The sequence below is a fragment of the Clostridium muellerianum genome (assembly GCF_012926525.1).
In the GTDB taxonomy this organism is placed as follows: Bacteria; Bacillota; Clostridia; order Clostridiales; family Clostridiaceae; genus Clostridium_AM; species Clostridium_AM muellerianum.
In genome coordinates, this window is record NZ_JABBNI010000047.1 from 83,417 (window position 1) to 104,063 (window position 20,647).

At 30.9% G+C, this 20,647-nt stretch carries 21 protein-coding genes; 19 read left to right on the forward strand and 2 right to left on the reverse strand.

Going from position 1 to position 20,647, the window contains the following annotated elements; translation table 11 throughout:
- Positions 1-19: 19 nt before the first annotated feature.
- Positions 20-1,102, reverse strand: a complete 1,083-nt coding sequence (locus tag HBE96_RS18450; protein WP_169299370.1) for an acyltransferase family protein — start codon at positions 1,100-1,102, stop codon at positions 20-22.
- A 370-nt stretch (positions 1,103-1,472) separates the two neighbouring features.
- On the opposite strand from HBE96_RS18450, the gene HBE96_RS18455 reads away from it, so the two are divergent.
- Complete coding sequence (locus HBE96_RS18455; protein WP_169299184.1) at positions 1,473-2,279, forward strand: amino acid ABC transporter substrate-binding protein; 807 nt, start codon at positions 1,473-1,475, stop codon at positions 2,277-2,279.
- Between the two features lie 17 nt (positions 2,280-2,296).
- Entirely contained in the window at positions 2,297-2,935 is a 639-nt protein-coding gene (locus tag HBE96_RS18460) for an amino acid ABC transporter permease (protein WP_169299185.1), read from the forward strand.
- A gap of 35 nt (positions 2,936-2,970) precedes the next feature.
- Here the strand turns inward: HBE96_RS18460 and HBE96_RS26780 are convergent, their stop codons facing one another.
- On the reverse strand, positions 2,971-3,093 hold the full coding sequence (locus HBE96_RS26780) for a hypothetical protein (RefSeq protein ID WP_281064365.1): 123 nt from the start codon (positions 3,091-3,093) through the stop codon (positions 2,971-2,973).
- Between the two features lie 396 nt (positions 3,094-3,489).
- Between HBE96_RS26780 and HBE96_RS18465 the strand changes: the two genes are divergently transcribed.
- The 17 genes from HBE96_RS18465 (at position 3,490) to buk (ending at position 20,617) form a co-directional block, all read left to right on the forward strand.
- Positions 3,490-4,398 (forward strand): D-alanine--D-alanine ligase, encoded by a 909-nt coding sequence (locus HBE96_RS18465; RefSeq protein WP_169299186.1) that lies wholly within the window; start codon positions 3,490-3,492, stop codon positions 4,396-4,398.
- A gap of 217 nt (positions 4,399-4,615) precedes the next feature.
- A complete protein-coding gene (locus HBE96_RS18470; RefSeq protein WP_169299187.1) occupies positions 4,616-5,434 on the forward strand; it encodes a methyl-accepting chemotaxis protein in 819 nt (272 codons plus the stop codon).
- Between the two features lie 79 nt (positions 5,435-5,513).
- Positions 5,514-6,161: a GntR family transcriptional regulator gene (locus tag HBE96_RS18475; protein ID WP_169299188.1), complete on the forward strand. Its 648-nt coding sequence runs from the start codon at positions 5,514-5,516 to the stop codon at positions 6,159-6,161.
- Positions 6,162-6,258: 97 nt separating this feature from the next.
- On the forward strand, positions 6,259-7,140 hold the full coding sequence (locus tag HBE96_RS18480; protein WP_169299189.1) for a LysR family transcriptional regulator: 882 nt from the start codon (positions 6,259-6,261) through the stop codon (positions 7,138-7,140).
- 165 nt (positions 7,141-7,305) lie between these two features.
- Positions 7,306-8,655: an LVIVD repeat-containing protein gene (locus HBE96_RS18485; protein ID WP_169299190.1), complete on the forward strand. Its 1,350-nt coding sequence runs from the start codon at positions 7,306-7,308 to the stop codon at positions 8,653-8,655.
- 201 nt (positions 8,656-8,856) lie between these two features.
- Positions 8,857-9,717 carry an acetyl-CoA hydrolase gene (locus HBE96_RS18490; protein ID WP_169299191.1) on the forward strand — a complete coding sequence of 287 codons (861 nt, stop codon included), beginning with the start codon at positions 8,857-8,859 and terminating at the stop codon, positions 9,715-9,717.
- Positions 9,718-9,848: 131 nt separating this feature from the next.
- Positions 9,849-10,418: a DUF1097 domain-containing protein gene (locus HBE96_RS18495; protein WP_169299192.1), complete on the forward strand. Its 570-nt coding sequence runs from the start codon at positions 9,849-9,851 to the stop codon at positions 10,416-10,418.
- Positions 10,419-10,511: 93 nt separating this feature from the next.
- A complete protein-coding gene (locus tag HBE96_RS18500; protein WP_169299193.1) occupies positions 10,512-11,447 on the forward strand; it encodes an NAD(P)H-dependent oxidoreductase in 936 nt (311 codons plus the stop codon).
- 124 nt (positions 11,448-11,571) lie between these two features.
- Positions 11,572-12,075, forward strand: a complete 504-nt coding sequence (locus HBE96_RS18505; RefSeq protein ID WP_169299194.1) for a DUF1097 domain-containing protein — start codon at positions 11,572-11,574, stop codon at positions 12,073-12,075.
- A gap of 110 nt (positions 12,076-12,185) precedes the next feature.
- A complete protein-coding gene (locus HBE96_RS18510; RefSeq protein ID WP_169299195.1) occupies positions 12,186-14,054 on the forward strand; it encodes a sigma 54-interacting transcriptional regulator in 1,869 nt (622 codons plus the stop codon).
- Between the two features lie 376 nt (positions 14,055-14,430).
- Positions 14,431-15,336, forward strand: coding sequence for a bifunctional enoyl-CoA hydratase/phosphate acetyltransferase (locus HBE96_RS18515; protein WP_169299196.1), 906 nt, complete (start codon positions 14,431-14,433; stop codon positions 15,334-15,336).
- A gap of 60 nt (positions 15,337-15,396) precedes the next feature.
- Positions 15,397-16,089: an ATP-binding protein gene (locus HBE96_RS18520; protein ID WP_169299197.1), complete on the forward strand. Its 693-nt coding sequence runs from the start codon at positions 15,397-15,399 to the stop codon at positions 16,087-16,089.
- A gap of 102 nt (positions 16,090-16,191) precedes the next feature.
- Positions 16,192-16,395 (forward strand): 4Fe-4S binding protein, encoded by a 204-nt coding sequence (locus tag HBE96_RS18525; protein WP_206154997.1) that lies wholly within the window; start codon positions 16,192-16,194, stop codon positions 16,393-16,395.
- A 270-nt stretch (positions 16,396-16,665) separates the two neighbouring features.
- The gene (gene vorB, locus HBE96_RS18530; RefSeq protein WP_169299198.1) at positions 16,666-17,745 is read left to right on the forward strand and encodes a 3-methyl-2-oxobutanoate dehydrogenase subunit VorB; all 1,080 of its coding nucleotides are present in this window, start codon (positions 16,666-16,668) and stop codon (positions 17,743-17,745) included.
- A gap of 13 nt (positions 17,746-17,758) precedes the next feature.
- Positions 17,759-18,496 (forward strand): thiamine pyrophosphate-dependent enzyme, encoded by a 738-nt coding sequence (locus HBE96_RS18535; protein ID WP_169299199.1) that lies wholly within the window; start codon positions 17,759-17,761, stop codon positions 18,494-18,496.
- A gap of 107 nt (positions 18,497-18,603) precedes the next feature.
- Positions 18,604-19,149 (forward strand): 2-oxoacid:ferredoxin oxidoreductase subunit gamma family protein, encoded by a 546-nt coding sequence (locus HBE96_RS18540; protein ID WP_169299200.1) that lies wholly within the window; start codon positions 18,604-18,606, stop codon positions 19,147-19,149.
- 400 nt (positions 19,150-19,549) lie between these two features.
- The gene (gene buk, locus HBE96_RS18545) at positions 19,550-20,617 is read left to right on the forward strand and encodes a butyrate kinase (protein ID WP_169299201.1); all 1,068 of its coding nucleotides are present in this window, start codon (positions 19,550-19,552) and stop codon (positions 20,615-20,617) included.
- Positions 20,618-20,647: the final 30 nt, after the last annotated feature.

Here is a 20,647-nt window from a genome sequence, read left to right on the forward strand (position 1 = left end):
ATCGTAATTATTGTATAAATTAAGATGCTGACTTAACACTTTTTTCTTGTGGATCAGAATTACGTGGTTTAGTGATAAATGCTATGAACTTATTTAATATATAACTTAAAGTGATAACTGCAAAGAAATATACTATAAGGAATAAAACTACACTCTGTTTTTGAATATGTCGTATAAAAAGATATTTCCACATAAGTGCTGCTTCCAATAAGTAAAGTTCATAGGATATAGAGCCTATAAAGTTTAATGCTTTAGAAAAATAGCCTAGAGTGTTTATAAATAATATTATTATAGTTACTGTAAATGCAAATGCAGAATTTGATATTGCAAAAATGTGAACACCTAAACTAATATAATTTAATGAAATTATACAGGTAATAAGACTTATTAAAAATGCTCCCAAGTATGCAAAATTAATGTGTTTTGAGTTTAATTTTTGGTTAATAGTATCTAGATATAAACCAGCCATTACACCTATTGGAAAAGTAAAGGCGTTTAATCCCCATTGATAGCATACTTCATGAGTGTATCTGTACACAGGATGATATTTAAATAGATAAGATACAAATAAAAGTAATATCAATTTAAATATGTTTTTAATTGGAAGCTTAAATACAATGTTAAAAAATATATACCATAACAGTATAAAAGAAATATACCACATGGAGGCATCAACACTCCTATTAAAATCAAAGCCTATAATTGATAAAAGTATTGTGCTTTTAGAATAAACTTTATGATATACAAAGGTATCAATAATTATCCACAAAGCTGTTATCATGGAATAAGGAATCAAAATTTTTGAAAATCGATTAAATAGAACTTTTTTTGTTATTCCTTTCTTTAAATATGACTTAGCAAGTCCGTATCCAGAAAGAAACAAGAATAAAGTTACTCCCTGTGATCCAGAATGAGCCAAAAATGGTGTTTGAATTATTTTATCCGCAGAAAGATGCCCAAAAATAACTAAAAATATAGCAATAGCTTTTAACTCTTCAGTACAATTTTTATCTAGTTTATATAAAAATGTTTTTTTATATGTTTTTTTAAAAGATAGAATAATAATTAAAATAGCAAGTAAAGATATAAATGTGTAAATTATTTAAAACACCCCCGTAAAGACATTATTAAATGCCTAAATTACTATGCAGTTTTTGTAATAAAAAATTAAAACATGCATGTTATGAAAATTAAGATTTTAAAATTGTACATCTATAGCTAATAAAAAACAAATTATTCACATTATTAATTTTACACGATTATGAAAGGATATTAAATAGGTATTTTAAATTAAATACACATTAGGCATGTTTAAAAAAATACACTAACATCTTTGACTTGCTATTTTTTTCATATGCTTTATTGCTTTTTACAAAATGGGAAAATATTTTACAATTTCCTACTTTACAAATTTAGCACGGTAAAGTATAATAATTATCATATTAAAAAGTATTGTATTAGGAGGGGACAAAATGAAGAAGAAAGTCATATTTTTAGTAATTGCTATATTTGCATTAGGGTTATTAATTTCTGGATGTGGAAAAAAGGAACAAGCTGCTGATAATTCCTGGAAGGATATACAGCAAAAAGGAAAATTCGTATTAGGTTTAGATGACAGTTTTCCACCAATGGGGTTTAAAGATGACAAAGGTCAAATTGTTGGATTTGATATAGACATGGCTCAAGAAGCAGCAAAAAGAATGGGTGTTAAAGTAGAATTAAAACCAGTTCAGTGGGATGGTGTATTACTTAGTCTTAATAACAAGGATATAGATGTTATATGGAATGGACTTACTATTACAGATAAAAGAAAACAGCAGATAGCTTTTTCAAAGGTATATCTTCAAAATAAACAAATTATAGTTACAAAAAATGATTCGAATATTAAAACTAAAAAAGATTTATCAGGAAAAAAGGTAGGACTTCAGTTAGGAAGTAGTAGTGAAACAGCGGTAAATGCAGATACTACCACTTCAAAAGCTATAAAAGAAATAAAGAAATATTCTAATAACACAGAAGCATTAATGGATCTTAAAGAAGGACGTGTAGACGCTGTAGTTGTAGATGAAGTAGTGGGAAGATACTACATATCAAAAAAACCTGGGGAATATAAAGTAGCAGATGAGGATTTTGGTAAGGAAGATTATGGTGTTGGTATAAGAAAATCAGATGTAACTTTTAAAAATGAACTTGATAAAACTTTAGATGCTATGAAAGCAGATGGAACAGCAGATAAAATATCTCAAAAATGGTTCGGCAAAAATATAATTGCAAAATAAAGAGGGAAGTGGTTTAAATGGCTAATCTTATTGATATTACAGGATTTATTTTAAAAGGGAGTTTAATATCCTTAGAATTATTTTTCATAGTTGCAGTTTTTTCTATACCTTTAGGTGGTTTAGTTGCAGTAGGAAAAATATCAGGTGTAAAACTTTTAAGAATTTTATTAAGTTTATATACATGGATTTTTAGAGGAACTCCTTTATTGCTTCAATTATTTTTCACATATTTTGGACTCCCTGTAATTGGTATAAGATTAGAACCATTAACAGCTGCTAGCATAGCATTTACAGTAAACTATGCTGCATATTTAGCAGAAATATTTAGAGCTGGAATAGAGTCTATTGATAGGGGACAATTTGAGGCGGCTAAAGCTTTGGGAATGAGTTATAGTCAAACTATGATTAGAATAATAATTCCACAGGCTGTAAAAAACGTTATTCCTGCAGTTTGTAATGAAAGTATAAATCTTATAAAAGATACAGCATTAGTTGCAGCTATTGGTATTGGTGATTTACTCAGGGCTGCAAAAGAAATTGTAACAAGAGATTTCACCATTACCCCATTTATGATAGCTGCAGTAATGTATTTATTCATTACTTCAATACTTGTGTTAGTATTTAGAAGTATAGAGAAAAAGTATTCTGTGTATTAAATTTAATCTTTTGCTATTATCAAAAAAGATTTTGGTTATCTACTGCTAACCGAAGTCTTTTTTTCTTTATCTTTTTTTGAATTGCGGTCTTCAAAACACTCTTCTAAGCATTCATCAATTACATCAGTAGTTAATTTAAAATTTTTTACTTCTTTCATAATTCAATCTTCTCCTCTTAAAAAGTTTATCCGATCGCTACCAGTGCTAACCCCCATCTTTTTCAAAGTTGTGGATAAGCACTGGTACGCGCCTGGATAAGTTCTTCTAAAACTAAGGTGGGTAAAATGCCTAAATGGCACTTTACGAGCTTTGCTCAGGTAAGCGGTATTCGTCACAGGCAAACTCCACCTGAGTCTAAGAATCACTTGATTATCAAAAATAAGGACATGTAAATTATTATACCATATTTTTCCAAAAAGTAAATATATAACATAACAATTTTTAGTATGAAAACCACAGTAAGGGTAAAATAGCTTATACGTGGTACTTTATTTATTTTGGTGTATGTATAGAATATAAGTAAGAAAGCAAATAAGATTTTTGGAGGAGTAAGAATGAGAGTTGGAGTTATAATGGGAGGAATATCCTCAGAGAGAGAAGTTTCTTTAAATTCAGGAAAAGAAATAGTAAAATATTTTAATAAAGAAAAATATGAGGTAGTTCCTATAGTAATAGATAAAAAAGATGATGTTATTGAGAAAGCAAAGGACATAGATTTCGCATTCATAGCACTTCATGGTAAGTTTGGAGAAGATGGAACAATACAGGCAGTATTTGAAACTATGGACATTCCTTACTCAGGTTGCGGTCCATTAGCTAGTGGAATGTGCATGGATAAAGACATAACTAAAAAGATATTAAGATCAGCTGGAATAAATACAGCAGATTGGTTATCTGTAAAAAGTGTAGAAGATATAGATTATGATTATATAGAAAAAATGGGATATCCAGTTGTAGTAAAGCCTAACTGTGGAGGTTCAAGTGTAGCTACAAATATAATTAAGAAAAAAGAAGATATAGAAAGTGCAGTTACTTTAGCATTAGATTATGACACTGAAGTTATGATAGAAGAATATGTTAAAGGTGATGAAATAACTTGCTGCATGTTAAATGGAAAGGTTCTTCCAACAATAGCTATAAAGCCTAAAGAAGGATTTGAATTCTTTGATTACACAGCAAAATATGCAGATGGTGGATCAGATGAAATTATAGTAAAATTTGAAGAAGGTCTTCAAAATAAAATAGAAGAAATGGCATTAAACTGTTGGAAAGTTTTAAAATGCAGTGTATATGTAAGAGTAGATATGATAATAAAGGACGGAGTACCATATGTGCTTGAATTAAACACACTTCCAGGTATGACTAAAAATAGTTTATTCCCTAAGAGTGCAAAAGCTGTAGATATGTCATACACAGAATTATTAGAAGCAGTAACTAACTATTCATTACTCGAGGTAAGATAAAGCTAGGAAATGACACAATATTATTTTTTAATAAGATTATAAATGTGTGAATAAAATGAAATTCTTCTTTCTATTGATAGAAGAATTTCATTTTTTTATACATAGAAAATATAATAAATGAACTTTTGATTTTAATATTAAGTATATTATATCTTATATGATATAATATACAAGATGACTATTATTATATACATACAGGTTTAAGGGGGAAAAAATAATGGACAAGAAGCTTGGACATCTAATTGAATTTATTCCTATTATTAAAAGTATAATTCATGACGATGTTGCAATTAATATTACTAGTAAAAATGAGTGCATATATGTACTTAATGGTGAAAAAGTAAAATCACCTTTAGAAAAAGGAATTATAAGTAATGATAAAATGGGTGGATTAAGTCAAGTTTTAAAGGAAAAGAAGATAATAAATAAGGTTCTTAATAAAGAAAATGACGGCATGGATGTTTTAATTACTGTTATTCCAATAATAGAAAATAGTAAAGTTATAGGGTCTCTAGGAGTAGTTAAAAATATAGAAAATAAAGTTGAGATTGAAAAAACATCTGAAGAATTAATGCATTCATTAGAAGAAACAAGCAAATTAATTAATGAGCTTTCTAATAATGCAATAGAACTTTCTAATAAGCTAAATATAATTGCAAGTAAAACAGAAGAAACTGAAAAAAATATAGAGGAAAGCAGTGATATTATAAAACTTATAGAAGATATTTCAAGAAAATCTAATATTTTAGGATTAAATGCATCTATAGAATCTGCAAGAGCAGGAGAATATGGCAAAGGATTTTCTGTTGTAGCAAATGAAATGAGAAAGCTAGCGTTAGTTAGTGGACAATCTTCTAAAAAGGTATCAGATTCTCTTAAGCAAATGAATAACGGTATGAATGTTATTGTGGAAGCTATAAATGAATTAGAAAAAGTATCAACTGATCAAGCTAAATCTACAGAAGAAATACTAGATGCTATGAAAAAGATAACTTCAAACTCCAAGGTTTTACTAAATAACGTTAAGAATAATTAATATATCTATAAGTAAATTTAATAGGGAACACAAAATCTATTATAATATAACTTAAGAAAAGAAAAAGGTGGAGAATAAAATGGGAACTTTGGTAAAACAGTCTCTTGTAGATCAAATATATATTCAAATTAGAGAGGATATTATTGAACAGGTAATTCCTTGGGGGAAGAGATTAAATGTTAATGAACTTCAGGAGAGATTTGGAATAAGCAGTACACCAATAAGAGAAGCTCTAAATAGATTGCAAAAAGAAGGTTTGATTGAATATAAGAATAATATAGGAGCTAGTGTAATTAGTATTGGAGAAAAGGATATTATTGAAATTCAAGAAGTTGCTTTAACATTGGATTGTGCTGCTATAAAGTATTCTATGGAAAATGGCAAAATTAATGAGATAGCAGAGGAATTATTACATAATATTGAGTGCTTTCAAGAAACAAATGATGAAATAAAGCGTGCTGAAAGTATAGAAGAATTTGCGAGAGTTTTTTATAAATACGCAGAAAATTCTAGACTTATTGATATGTCAAAATTAATAAAGGGACAGCAAAGTATGCTTAGAAGTGCATACCGTAAAGAGAAAAAGGGTTCAACTAGCATTGAAAATCATATCAACATATATAACGCTATGATTGAAAAAAATCTTGACAGTGCTGTAGCGTTTATGGAAGAAGAATATAAGCAAGCTACTAAAATTTTGTTGAATTGTCTTGTAGATAAAAAATAAAATTACTCGATAGAACTTCAAACAAGTTTTTAGTGCAATTTAAATATACATTTGAATTAAATATAAGAAGATAACTTGGTTAATATGGGGGGATATAATGAATGAAATTCAAATTAAATGTTTTTTGGAAATTGCATATGAAAAAAGTTTTACAAAAGCAGCTAATAAGTTATACATTACACAGCCTGCTATAAGTCGCTATATGGCAGCTTTTGAAAAAGAACTAAAGATATCTTTGTTTGATAGAGCAAATAAACATATTAAATTAACTGAAGAGGGGGAAATATATTACGATTTTTTTCGCAGATTTCAAGTAGAATTTGAAAATGCAACGGAGAAAGCTCACTCTTTAAATGTTAAGAAGCAAGGAGAAATAAGATTAGGTTACATTGTAGGATGGAGTATTTCATCATTTTTACCTAGTGTTTTGAAAATATTTTCAAAGGAATTTCCTGATATTTCAGTTTCAGTAGAATGTTTGGAAATAGATGAGTTGATTCAAGCACTAATTAATAACAAGTTAGATGTGATATTAACAATAGGTAGTTCTTTAGATGGTATTAAGGGGATTAATAGAGAAAAGATTACTGAAATTCAAAAGTTGATTTTGTATTCTAAGTTTCAACAATTGAACAAAGAACAAGATATAACACCATATGATTTTAAAGATGAAACTTTTTATGTTATTGACAATGATGAAACACATAATGCGGAGTTAGAAATTCGTAATTATTGCAAGTCCTATGGTTTTGTGCCGCATTTGAAATTAGCACCTAATATGGAATCTATATTTGCATCTGTAGAAAATGGTTTAGGTGTAACATTTTTTGATACATGGGGTCAGAATATAATAAATACACCTTCTTTCAAATACATTTTATTAGATTCAAATCATGAAGTAAGTATGGCGTGGAATAAAAACAATAAAAGTGAAACTTTGCATGTACTAGTTAATGAATTTATCATGCATTTAAAATAATACATATTAATTAGTGTGATCCATATCAAAATTGATATGGATTTTTTTATATTTTCGGCATTGTACTTAATGGTTTATATTTGATAATATTTTAATAAGGATAAAGTATCTTATAAGATATATTTTATAAGATATTTTAAATTTATATGAAAGTGGTGGCGTTTTATGAGTTTAAGAAGTGAGATGTTATGTAAAAACATTGAATTTATAGGTTATGATGATATGAATGGAAAGCCAGGATTTCAAATGGCTATGCAAAAATCAGGTGATAAATACTATATTTATACAGCATCATTCAGACACAATGGATGGAATATAATTGATGTTACTGATCCAGCACAGCCAAGAAATGTTAAGTGGCTTGAAGGTCCATGGTTATCTGAAGATTTACATGATGGACAGGGTACACCAAAGATTCAGATTGCTGATGGAATTATGGTTACAGCCCATGGTGGAACAATGAAAGAATTACATGGTACAGAAATTGGTTTACCGTTCTGGGGAGGAATAATGATCTGGGATGTAAAAACAGATCCAGAAAATCCAACTTTATTATCCAAGTTTGAATGTAAAGGTGGCGCTGGAGTACATAGATTTTTTTATAATGGAGGAAGATATGTATACGTAACCGGAAATGCAGAAGGATTCAATGGATTCATCTTAAGAATAGTAGATATTGAAAATCCTAAAAATCCTGTAGAAGTTGGAAGATGGTGGGCTGACGAACAATGTATCAATAATAAAGTATCATTAGGTAGTGCACGTTATGGATCAGCAGAAGCATTATCATCACCATTCCTTCATGCATGTGTTGTGAAAGATGATATTGTATATATGGCATATGCAAATAAAGGATTTATTATGTTAGATGTAAAGGATAAAACAAATCCTAAAATGTTAAATTGTCTTCCGCTAAATCCACCATTTGGAGGAGGAGCTGCAGGAGCACCAATTCATTCTGTTTTACCATTAGGGGACAGACCTTATGTAGTGGTTACAACAGAAGGAGAAAGACCAAGATATTTCAGTAATGAAACAACAGAAGGATTATTTAAGAAAATTGTAACTCAGCCTATGAATATGCTTGGTATAGTAGAAGTTACAGATGTAAGTAACCCAAGTCTTATTTCAATATTCCCATATCCTGAAGTACCTGAAGGATACACTCATGGTACAAACTTTAATGTTGTTGATGGTGTACGTGTTCCATTCGGACCTCACAATATATTTGATGCATTTGGTCAAGATGTTTATGAAAAACGTGATGATAGAGTTTACTGCTGTCATTTTGGTGCTGGACTTCGTATTTATGATTTAAGTGATCCTTATGTACCAAAAGAAATAGCATATTTCCTTCCACCAGATCCAAAGAAGGATTTATTCAATAATGCAGAAGGTAACTTAGTACCTGGAGCAAGAGTTGCAATAACAGAAGATGTTTTAGTTGACGACCGTGGTTATATTTATATAGATACATATATGGATGGATTGTATATATTACGTTGTACTGTTTAATTTGCTATTTTATATAATGGCTATTTTCCATAATAATAAGATCATATCATAGTATTTATAGTGATGGGATTAGATGGTTTCTATGTCCTATTGCTATAAATATAAAAATGTTAATTATTTAACATTTTTACAAAGTAAACGTTTTATTCTATTAGATAAATGATTCAAAATAAATCAATAAATTGAAAGAGGGAATTATAAATGTCAATTCAATTTCAACCCATGAGAAGCCTTATTTATGTAGATGTTGTAAAGGAGGATTACAGACACATGTTAAAGCATTGGCTTTACTATCATCATGTACCAGAAAGTATGGCACAGTTTGGTCCATATGTAAGTAAGTATGCGTTTTACCCTGCATTACCAACACCACAAGATGGAGAAAGATTTGGAACTCACAGAATGCAGTTAACAGAGCATTACTGGCTAGTTAATCCACTAACACCTGAATTTAAAAATAAAGCTATGACTGAATATTTTCCAATTGATGTATTAAAATGGCAAGGTAACGTTCCAGATGATAATGAAGTAGCAATTCTTGAAGGTAAGGAAACAGAGAAAATGGAATCAGGTGATGCTGCAAGATCAACGGGTGGTGATAATGGTATGCCTCCATTTATTTGGGCTTTTGTACCTATTTCCTGGGAAGAAGATCTAAAAGGTGAAGGAAGAACTATGGAAGATGGACCTAATTATCGTTGGCAGTTTGTTATGAAATATCCAGATGGTGTATCTATGGAAAAAGGGGACAAGTGGTTCTATGAAGAAGTTGTACCAAAATTTCAGGAATCTCCAGATGTAACAAGAATGTTAACAAGCAAGATTATTCAAAGTATTAATAATTGTCCATATCAAAGAGTGGTTGAAATGTGGTTTAATTGCCCTTCAGGTTGGCATAGAACTGCAATAGAAAAGGCAAAAGAGATTAAAAAGCCATCTTGGGCTAAGTATAATGAATTCCCTTATCTGAAACCTAAATTTGAAATTTCAAGTTTATTCTTAACAGATATTGCTGAAAGTGATAACTATACACAATATCGTGGATTTATTCCTATGCGTTAAAAGTAACTTTATAGTGTGAATTATATATGGAATTGTAGCTTAAAGTTAGAATATTATTTGGGGTATGTTACTGACAATTAGTGTAATAAAAAATTTTCATAAAATATATTATGGATAAAGAGGGGATAATCATGTCAATTAAAAGAAAGGCACTTTTAATTCAAGGCGCTTTTGGTGCAGTTATATTAACTCTTTTAATGCAGCCTATGGGAGCCTTGGGGTTTGCAAATTATAATTGGATGTTATTTGTTGTATTACTTTTATTCTTTGCAATGGGGGCAGATTTTAAGAAGATACCATCTATGATAGTGTGCTACCCTATAGGAATTTTATGGGCAATGCTTAATGGTATATTAATTGGAGCATTAAAAGATTTGCCACCATGGACTAGTGGGGTAGGATTAACCATTGTTGTGATATTCTGCATATTAACTGTTCATGAAAATTTATTGAGAGATACTATATTCGCAAATATACCAGCATTATTTTTAGGACTTGCAGAAACATTTTTTATATTTTCAATTCATCCAGCTAATGCGCCAGCAATAACACCATTTCATTTATTTGGATTCTTTATTTATGGAATGATAATGTCAGTAGTACTAGTAGTTGGTGGCGGTATACTTTGTAATATATTTCTTGGTAAGGAGTGGCCTAAATACGTATTTGGCAGACAAGAGGAAAAACAACAAACTGTATAATTTAAAACTTGCAAAATAATTATACAGATTAAAATAGTTTAAAGGAATTTGTAAAAATCTTTATATTAACTAATTATATTTGGAGGTTAAAAAATGAAAATTTTAGGTATTTCAGGTGGAACAAAGAATGGTCATAATGATGCTATGTGCAAAGAAGCTCTTATAGGTGCAAAAGAAGCAGGTGCAGAAGTTGAATTTATTCGTCTTATGGATTTAGATATAAAACACTGTACTGGATGTACAGCTTGTGTTCAAACACTCATGTCAGGAAAAGGAAATATGTGTGTGTTAAAAGATGATTTTGATTGGTTACTTAATGAAATGTTAGATGCAGATGGAATAGTTGTGGCACTTCCAATCTTTGAAAAAGGTGTGCCTGGAATTTTCCAAACAATTACAGATCGTTTTGGACCAAGAATGGATAGGGGAAACAATGTGATAGCAGCTAAAATTGCTGAAGAAAAAGGTGGAAAAGCTCCAGATTCAAGAATATTAAAGGATAAGGTTATTTCCTACATGGGAATTGGTGGTTCTGATTGGACTACAAAGTTTCAATGTACTGCAGCAATGCAAGCTTTAACTCCTATGTGGAAGGTTATTAATGATGAAGTATTTCCATGGTCTTCTGGTATTATTATAGATGATGAAAGAGTTACAAGAGTTCATGAAATAGGAGTTAATATTGCGAATGCTGCAAAAGATATTGAAAATGCTTCATATAAAGGAGAAGAAGGAGTTTGTCCACATTGTCATTCTAGAAACTTTTTCTTAGATAGAGAATCTACCCATGCCATTTGTGAATTATGTGGCATAGAAGGTGATATTAAAATTATAGATGGTAAAGTAAAATTCGAATTTCCAAAAGAACAGTTAGAACATGCACATGATACTTTATCTGGAAAATTCAAGCATGGAGATGATATCGGAAAGACTATATCTACAATTGCTGATATGAAAAAAACTGATAAGTATAAGCAACGTTTAGAAACATATAAGAACTTTATTACAGCAACAATGCCGGAAAGGTAAAATTTAAATAATAATTACATAAAAATCTTAGTTTTATTAAAAAGTTTTAGTCTATGAGAGGGCTGTTACAATAATTAGTGTAACAGCCTATTAAATTATTAAATTTTAAGAAGAGGTGTGTTTTATGAACGAAAGAAAATTAAATGTTTTAACATTAGCTTTAGGAATAGCGCTGTTGCCACCAATATGGGCAGTAATAAGTCCTTATTTTGGGATTACTACAGGTTCTGTAGCTTTGATTTGTGCTGGGATTTTTGTTGCAAATGGAAATAAAGTAGAAGATGAAGTTAAAATATCTATAGGTTTTTTCTTAGGGGATTTATGGGGGTGTATAGGACTAAAAGCAATGGATATGGTAAAATTAAATGAAAATATTGAGCTATTTTGTGCTTTATTTATTTTAGGAGGATTAGCAGTAATTATTGCAAGTACTAAATTGGAAAAAATAATATTTCTGCCAGCATGGTTAGCTGGATGGGCAATAACTTTATTAATTATGGCACCATTAAATATGAATTGGGGAACATTACCTGTTCAAATACTAATATCAATGCTAATGGGTGTATGGTATGTAGGTGTAGGTGTATTAAAGTTTCAGAATTTCTTAATTGCTTTAATAAAAAAATAATATAAGAAGTTAAGAAGTTTAAATAAACTTGTGTTGCATTTATGTAGTTTGTATTTACAAATAGCTGAATTAGTAATGAGGGATATATAGTAATTTTAAGGAGAATTTATATGACAAAAAAAATAGGATTTATTGCTTCAGATGAAAAATTAAAAGACCTTGTTGTGCATTTGTTTAGAAAAGAAGTGGAACAAGGTGAAATAATTATAGATATATTAGATCAGGATAATATGAAAGCACAAGGAAAGATGTTGGAGGATAAAGGGGCAAGTGCTATTATAGCAAGAAGTGGAGGGTATCGACATACTGTAGGCAGGGTAAAGGTGCCAGTTATAAATTTAAAAATAAGTACATTAGATATTCTGTATGCATTAAAGAAAGCCAGTAAATATAATAAAGATATAGTTATTGTTATATCAGATTTAGAGCATTTTGATTATGGTGATTGGAAAGATGTGATTCGTGAGAAGGTTATAATTGAAAGATTTGAAGATAAAGATAATATAGAAGGTATAATTAATAAATATAAAGCAAGAAGAGATACTGTTGTAATAGTTGGAGGAGGTATTCCTTGTAGGTATGCTGAAAATTTAGGAATAGATAATGTTTCCATAGGTGCAAGTAATGAATCTATTTGTGATGGAATTGAACATGCAAAACAATTAGTGGACAGCTTGTATGAACAAAATTATAGAAATGAAGTATTAAATATGATTTTAGATGGGGTACACGATGCAGTTATTGCTATAGATAAGAATGGGAAAATTATATTATACAATGAAAGGGCACAAGAGTTATTAAAGAAGGCTAGTTATGATGTTATTGATAAAAATATTGAAGAAGTTTGTCCTGAGCTTATTTTTATGAGGGATGTTTTTAAAAGTGGAATTAATCAATATAATGAAATAAAAAACTTACCTGAAATTGTAGTTACAGCTAATACGTCTGTGTTGAACATAGATGGACAAATTCATGGTGTTCTCTGCTCTTTTCAAGATATTACTAAGCTTCAAAATTTAGAAAAAAAGATAAGATATGAATTAAATAAAAAAGGGCTTGTTGCTAAATATACATTTGAAGATATTATTGCTAATGACCCTGTGATGATAAATACAGTATCAAAGGCTGTTAAAATAGGATTAGATGATAGTACTGTTATGATTTATGGTGAAAGTGGTACAGGTAAGGAGATGTTTGCTCAGAGTATTCATAACATAAGCACTAGAAAAAAAGAACCTTTTGTAGCTATTAATTGTGCGGCAATTTCTGAAAGCCTTCTGGAAAGTGAATTATTTGGATATGAAGAAGGAGCATTTACAGGTGCAAGAAAGGGCGGAAAACCAGGTCTATTTGAGCTTGCTCATGGAGGAACTATATTTTTAGATGAAATAAACAGTATGTCTTTGAATCTTCAAGCAAAACTTTTGCGTGTCTTGGAAGAAAAAGAAGTAATGAGGATAGGCTCAGATTACGTTATTCCTTTGGATGTAAGAATTATTGCAGCTGCCAATGAAAGTTTAAAAGGAAAAATTAAAAATGGAACATTTAGGAGCGATTTATTTTATAGATTGAGTATTTTAGAACTACATATACCACCTCTTAGAGAAAGGAAGCAAGACATAATTCCACTATTCATGCATTATCTCACAACATTATCAAAAAAAGTTTGTGATTTTAAACTTGAAAATAAAATTGAAAAAAAGATAATGAATTATTCATGGCCAGGCAATGTCAGGGAATTAAGAAATATTGTTCAGAGATATTTGATTTTTCAAGAAGTAGATTTAGATGAAAATGAAATGTTGGAAGATGACAATGAGGTAGATAGTGATGAGAATTTATTAGATTTAAGGCAAATTAATAAGTTTGTAGAAGAGAAGGTAATACAAATGCTAGAAAGCAATGGAATGTCAAAAACTGAAATTGCAAAAAAACTAGGTATAAGCAGAACAGCGTTATGGAGAAAAGGTAAATCATAATATAGATAATGTAAACAATATGAAACGTAATGTTAACTAATAGTAACAATAAAATAAAAACATTTACACAGAAACAGGCTTTAAGCCTGTTTTTTGTTTTGGCATGAAAGTTGCTAATATAAATAAGTGTAATGAGAAGCATTTTTTAAAGAGGACAGAGGACAATTGACAGAGGACAGTGAAGGAGAATTTTTCTCCGCTACACTACGAAAAATCTTTAATTTATATAAATTAGCGATATTTTGCATTAGCAAAACAAGCTTAAAAAAATAAATTAGTTTTCTGACGTAAGGAAGAAAACTTACCTTCATTGTCCTCTGTCAAATGTCATCTTAAAAATAGTATGTAGTATTAATAGATATATAGGAGGAACAAAATGGTATTTAAAAATTTTGAAGAATTAATTAAAAAAGTTCAAAATTCAGAATCAAAGAAAATAGCAGCAGTAGTAGCAGCACAAGATGAACATACCTTACAAGCTGTATTTAAAGCTAGAAGGGATAATATAGCAGAACCTATATTAATAGGAAATAAATCAAAAATAAAAGAAATATTAAGTAATTTAAAAGAAGATTTAAATGATAGTTCTATTATTGATGTAGAAGATGATGCTTCAGCAGCAGCAAAGGCAGTAGAGCTTGTTAATGGCAATAAAGCAGATTTTATAATGAAAGGAAAAATTCAAACTGCAGATCTTTTAAGGGCAGTAGTAAATAAGGAAAAGGGACTTAGAACAGGAAAGGTTATGTCTCATTTTGTTTTTAATGAAATACCTAGTTACCACAAGTTAATAGTAACTACAGATGGTGGAATGATGATGTACCCAAATGTAGATGAGAAAAAGCAAATTATTGAAAATGCCGTTAGTACACTTATAGATATGGGATATGAAAAACCAAAAGTTGCAGTTTTAGCTGCTGTTGAAAAGGTTAATCCCAAAATGCCTGAATCTGTTGATGCAGGTCTATTAAAAGAAATGAATAAAAAGGGAGAAATTAAAAACTGTATTGTAGAAGGTCCTATATCCTATGACTTAACTATGAGCAAAGAATCAGCAGAAATAAAAGGTTATGAAAGCCCTGTAGTAGGAGATGCAGACATTTTAATCGTTCCTAATATTACTGCAGGAAACATACTAGGAAAATCTTTAGTTTATTCTGCAGGGGCTAAAATGGCAGGTTTTATAGTTGGTGCTAAGGCTCCTATTGTTTTAACTTCAAGAGGATCTTCAGCTGAAGAAAAATATCTATCATTAGTACTATCTGCATCAGCAGCCAAGTAGTAAATTCAGGATAATCAAGTGCAAAGAGAAATAAGGAAAAATGATTAAGGGAGGCCGCTTATGAATATTGATTGTAAAAAGTTCACAATGAATAAATCGAATTTTATTTTTGTTGGTGAAGCTGGAAGTGGCAAAAGTGAAATTGCGATAAATTTTGCAAAATACCTTGTTAATCTTAATGAAAAACCAGTACATTTTTTTGATATGGATATGACAAAACCATTGTTTAGATCCAGAGATGTGAAAACAGAGGTTGAAGCTATGGGTATTACATTTCACCATGAAGAACAGTTTTTTGATGCACCAACAGTTGTAGGCGGCGTTAATCTTTTACTGAAAGATGAGAATTGTTATGTAGTTATGGATGTTGGCGGAAATGATATAGGTGCACGTGCTATAGGAGGATTTGCTCCTAAGGTAAATCAAGATAATACAAATGTGTATTATGTGCTGAATGCATATAGGACTTGGTCAGGTAATTTAAGTAATATTGATGAAACACTTTCATCAATATTAAAAATATCTCATATTAAGCTAGAAAAAGTACATATGATAAGTAATCCTAATAACGGAATTTCTACAACAGTAGAAGAAATATTAGAAGGAAACTTAAAAACACTTGAAATGATAGGATCTTTAATTAATATAGATTTTACTTGTGTCAATGAGAATTTATATGAGGAAGTAAAAGCCAGAATAAATATTCCTTTGATGCCTATTCATTTATATCTAACATATCCGTGGAACCAATGATTTGTAATAACTCTTTGATTAAAAAAATCATTAATTAGTTATAAACATTGATAGAAATGTTTAAATAAATCATATTTATTTTGAGAGGAGAATTTGATCAAAATGGCAAAAGTAGAGATTAGATCAGAAAGCTGTAAAAGCTGTCAATATTGTATTAAGTTTTGTCCTAAAGGTGTACTTGCCGTAGGAGATAAAGTTAATGCAAAGGGCTATGAGTATGTAGTGCCAGTTAATATGGATGCTTGTATAGGATGCTGTATGTGCGCAAGAATGTGTCCGGATGCTGCAATTGAAGTGTATAAATAAGGAGGTTAAAGTCCTAAATGGACTTTAACGAGTAGTTCACGAGCGGAAGTGAGTAGGGTTAACTACTCAGTGTTTCCGACTAAAAGGAGGTTAAAGGTCTAAATGACCTTTAACGAGTAGTTTATGAGCGGGAGCGAGTAGGATTAACTACTCAGTGTTTCCGACTAAAAGGAGGTTAAAGGTCTAAATGACCTTTAACGAGTAGTTTATGAGCGGGAGCGAGTAGGATTAACTACTCAGTGTTTCCGACTAAAAGGAGGAAGAGAAAAAATGTCTAGAGTATTTATGAAAGGCTGTGAAGCTATTGCAGAAGCAGCTGTTAGAGCCGGCTGTAGATTTTTTGCCGGATATCCTATCACACCACAGAATGAAATTCCTGAATATTTCGCAAGAAGATTGCCTGAAGTTGGAGGAAATTTTGTACAAGGAGAAAGCGAAGTTGCTTCTGTAAACATGGTTTATGGTGCTGCGTCAACAGGAACAAGATCAATGACATCATCATCAAGCTGTGGTATTTCACTAAAGAGTGAAGGTATTTCATACTGTGCATCAGCACGTATACCAATGGTATATGCTAACATATCACGTGGAGGTCCTGGTGTAGGTTCTATCCAACCAGCTCAGCAAGATTATCTTCAAGCAACAAAAGCTTCAGGTAATGGTGGATTCGAAATGTTAGTATTTGCCCCATCTACAGTACAGGAAGCTGTTGATATGACATATAAAGCATTTGATTATGCACAAAGAGATAGAAACCCTGTTTTAATTCTTTGCGATGGTGTTATTGGAACAATGATGGAACCAGTTGTGTTACCTGAAATGAAAACGGATGAAGAAGTTGCTGAATTAAAAGCAGCTAACAAAGATTGGGCTTGTATTGGTCATAAATTAGACTACAAAAATAGAGCATGGATTCAACCAGGACAATGGTTAACAAGCAAAATGCAGAGTGTGAATGAAGAAGCTGCTGCTTTATATGCGAGCTGGGAAAAAGATGCACAAGTAGAAGAGTATATGGTGGAAGATGCGGAAATAGTTATTGCAGCTTATGGTATTTCAGCCCGTGTATCAAAATCAGCTGTTGATACTCTTCGTAGGGAAGGTATCAAAGTTGGATTAATCAGACCAATTACAGTACATCCTTTCCCATATAAAGCGTTTGATAATATCAATTATGATTTATGTAAAGCTGTTGTTGATGTTGAAATGTCTATTCCAGCACAGTTTTTACATGATGTGGAAAAAGGCGTAAAGGAACGTTGTTTAATTGATACATGTTTATGCTCAGGTGGTAACATTATGAGCCGAGAAGCTATTATTAAAGCTATTAAAAAAATTAATGAAAATTAGGAGGGGATAGAAAATGGAAAAGATTTATGCAAGAACAAAAACAATTCAAGAAGATAAAGTTTCCGGTTTCTGCCCGGGATGTATGCATAGTACAGTTATTAAATTAATAGGTGAAGTTCTAGAAGAAATGAATCTTGTTGAAAAAACTGCTTGTGTACTTGGTATCGGATGTTGTGGACTTCATATGGACTATATTGCATATGATAATACCACTGCGCCTCATGGACGTGCATGTGCTGTTGCAACAGGTATTAAAAGAGCAAATCCAGATACATTGGTTTATACATATCAAGGAGACGGTGATTTTGCTTCTATCGGACTTGCTGAATCAGTTTCAGCAGCAAATCGAGGTGAAAACATTACTGTTATTTTTATAAATAATGGTATTTATGGTATGACAGGAGGTCAGATGGCTCCTACTACATTAATGGGTATGAAAGCAAGTACAGCGCCTAAAGGACGTATAGCTGAGGAACACGGATATCCAATGCATATGTGTGAGATATTAAATCAGCTTACAGCTCCAGCATATTTAGAGCGTACAAGCTGCAATACTCCACAAAATGTAATTAAAACTAAAAATGCAATAAGAAAAGCATTCGAGAATCAGTTAAATGGTAAAGGATTTTCAATGGTTGAAATAGTAACAAACTGCCCAACAAACTGGGGACTTGAACCACTGGATTCACTTAAATTCATTGAAGAAAAAATGCTTCCAGAATACCCATTGGGTGTAATAAGAGATAAATAATAATAAAAGGAGGTTAAAGGTTTAAATGACCTTTAACGAGTAATTTGTGAGCGGAAGCGAACTGGGTAAATTACCCAGTGTTTCCGACTAAAAGGAGGAAAAAAGATATGGAAACAAACTTGTGTGTTGCTGGATTCGGCGGACAGGGTGTTATGACACTTGGAAAATTTTTAGCATCAGCAACCTGTGATTCTACAGATAAAAACGTTACTTTCTTCCCATCATATGGAGCTGAGCAGCGTGGTGGTACAGCAAACTGTTTCGTTGTTATTTCAGACGAAATGATAGGAGCACCTTTAGGTGATATTATGGATGATTTGATTGTTATGAATGGACCATCATTAGATAAATTTATTGATACATTAAAAGAAGGAGGTAGACTTTTTGTTAACAGCTCAATCGTTAAAAAAGAGATTACAAGAAAAGATATTAAAGTTATTTCCGCTCCTGTAACAGAACTTGCTCTTGAACTTGGAAATGCAAAAGTTCTTAATGTTATTATGCTTGGTGTATATGTAGGGTTTACTGAAGTTATTTCTCCTGAAATTGTTTGGGAAACAATCGAACACAAACTTGGTAAAAAACCAAAGTTACTTCCATTAAACAAACAAGCTTTTGAAAAAGGACTTGAAATTGGAAGGTCTCAGAAATAAAAAGACAGAGGTTTGTAATAATATAAAATTTAATAACTCAAATTTCGCGCATACAATTTTAACTTAATGTAAGCAAATTGTGAAGCATTTTTTAAAGAGGACAGAGGACAATTGACAGAGGACAGTGAAGGAGGATTTTTCTCCGCTACACTACGAAAAATCTTTAATTAAATTTTGGATAGATTGTTTCGCTAAAGCGAAACATTGCTGACTAATATAAATCTAAAGATTATTTTGCTTTAGCAAAACAATCTTCAAAAATAAATAAGTTTTCTGACGTAAGGAGGAAAACTCACCTTCATTGTCCTCTGTCCTTTGTCAATTGTCCTCTAAAAAATGCTTCGCATTTTTTTAAATTGCGAAAGTTGAGTGATTAACTTAAAAACAGGAGGAATAGTAAATGAGTTATAAGATATTAGCAATTAACCCAGGATCTACTTCTACAAAAATAGCTTTATACGAAGATGAAAAAGAAATATTTTGCAAAACGTTAGATCATCCAGTTGAACAAATTGAAAAATATGAGAATGTGGCAGATCAATTTGATATGAGAAAAGAAGTTGTTCTTTCATTTTTAAAGCAAAATGGATATGAAGTTAAAGAATTAGCTGCAGTTGTTGGAAGAGGTGGAATGGTTCCAAAAGTAAAATCTGGAGCTTATAAAGTTAATGAAACAATGGTAGATAGATTAAAAAACAATCCAGTAGTAGAGCATGCTTCAAATTTAGGAGCATTAATTGCTTATGAAATAGCAAATTCTATTGGAGTATCAGCATATATATATGATTCTGTTAGAGTGGATGAATTAGAGGATATTGCTCGTATATCAGGTATGCCAGATATACCAAGAACAAGTACTAGTCATGCATTAAATACAAGAGCAATGGCAATGAAGGTTGCAAAAAAATATGGTAAAAAGTATTCAGATATGAATTTTATTGCAGCTCACTTAGGTGGAGGAATATCAGTAAATGTACATAGAAAAGGACAAATGATAGATATAATGGCAGATGATGAAGGACCATTTTCACCTGAAAGAGCTGGAAAAGTTCCTTGCAATGCACTTATAGATCTTTGCTATTCAGGAAAATTTGATAAAAAAACTATGAAGAAAAAATTAAGAGGAAATGGTGGATTAAAAGGTTATCTTAATACTGTTGATGCTAGAGAAGTTGAAAAGATGATTGAAAATGGAGATGAAAAAGCAAAGCTTGTTTATGAAGCTATGGCTTATCAGGTTGCCAAGGGAATAGGGGAACTTGCAACAGTAGTAGAAGGTAAGGTAGATGCTATTGTTATTACAGGAGGTATAGCATATTCTGATATGATAACTAACTGGATTAAAAAGCGTGTAGAGTTTATTGCACCTGTTGAAATTATGGCTGGTGAAAATGAAATGGAATCTTTGGTTTTAGGAACACTTAGAGTATTAAAGGGTGAAGAAGAAGCGAGAGAATACATTGAATAATATGAAGTATGTTATTAGAAAAATTAAAAA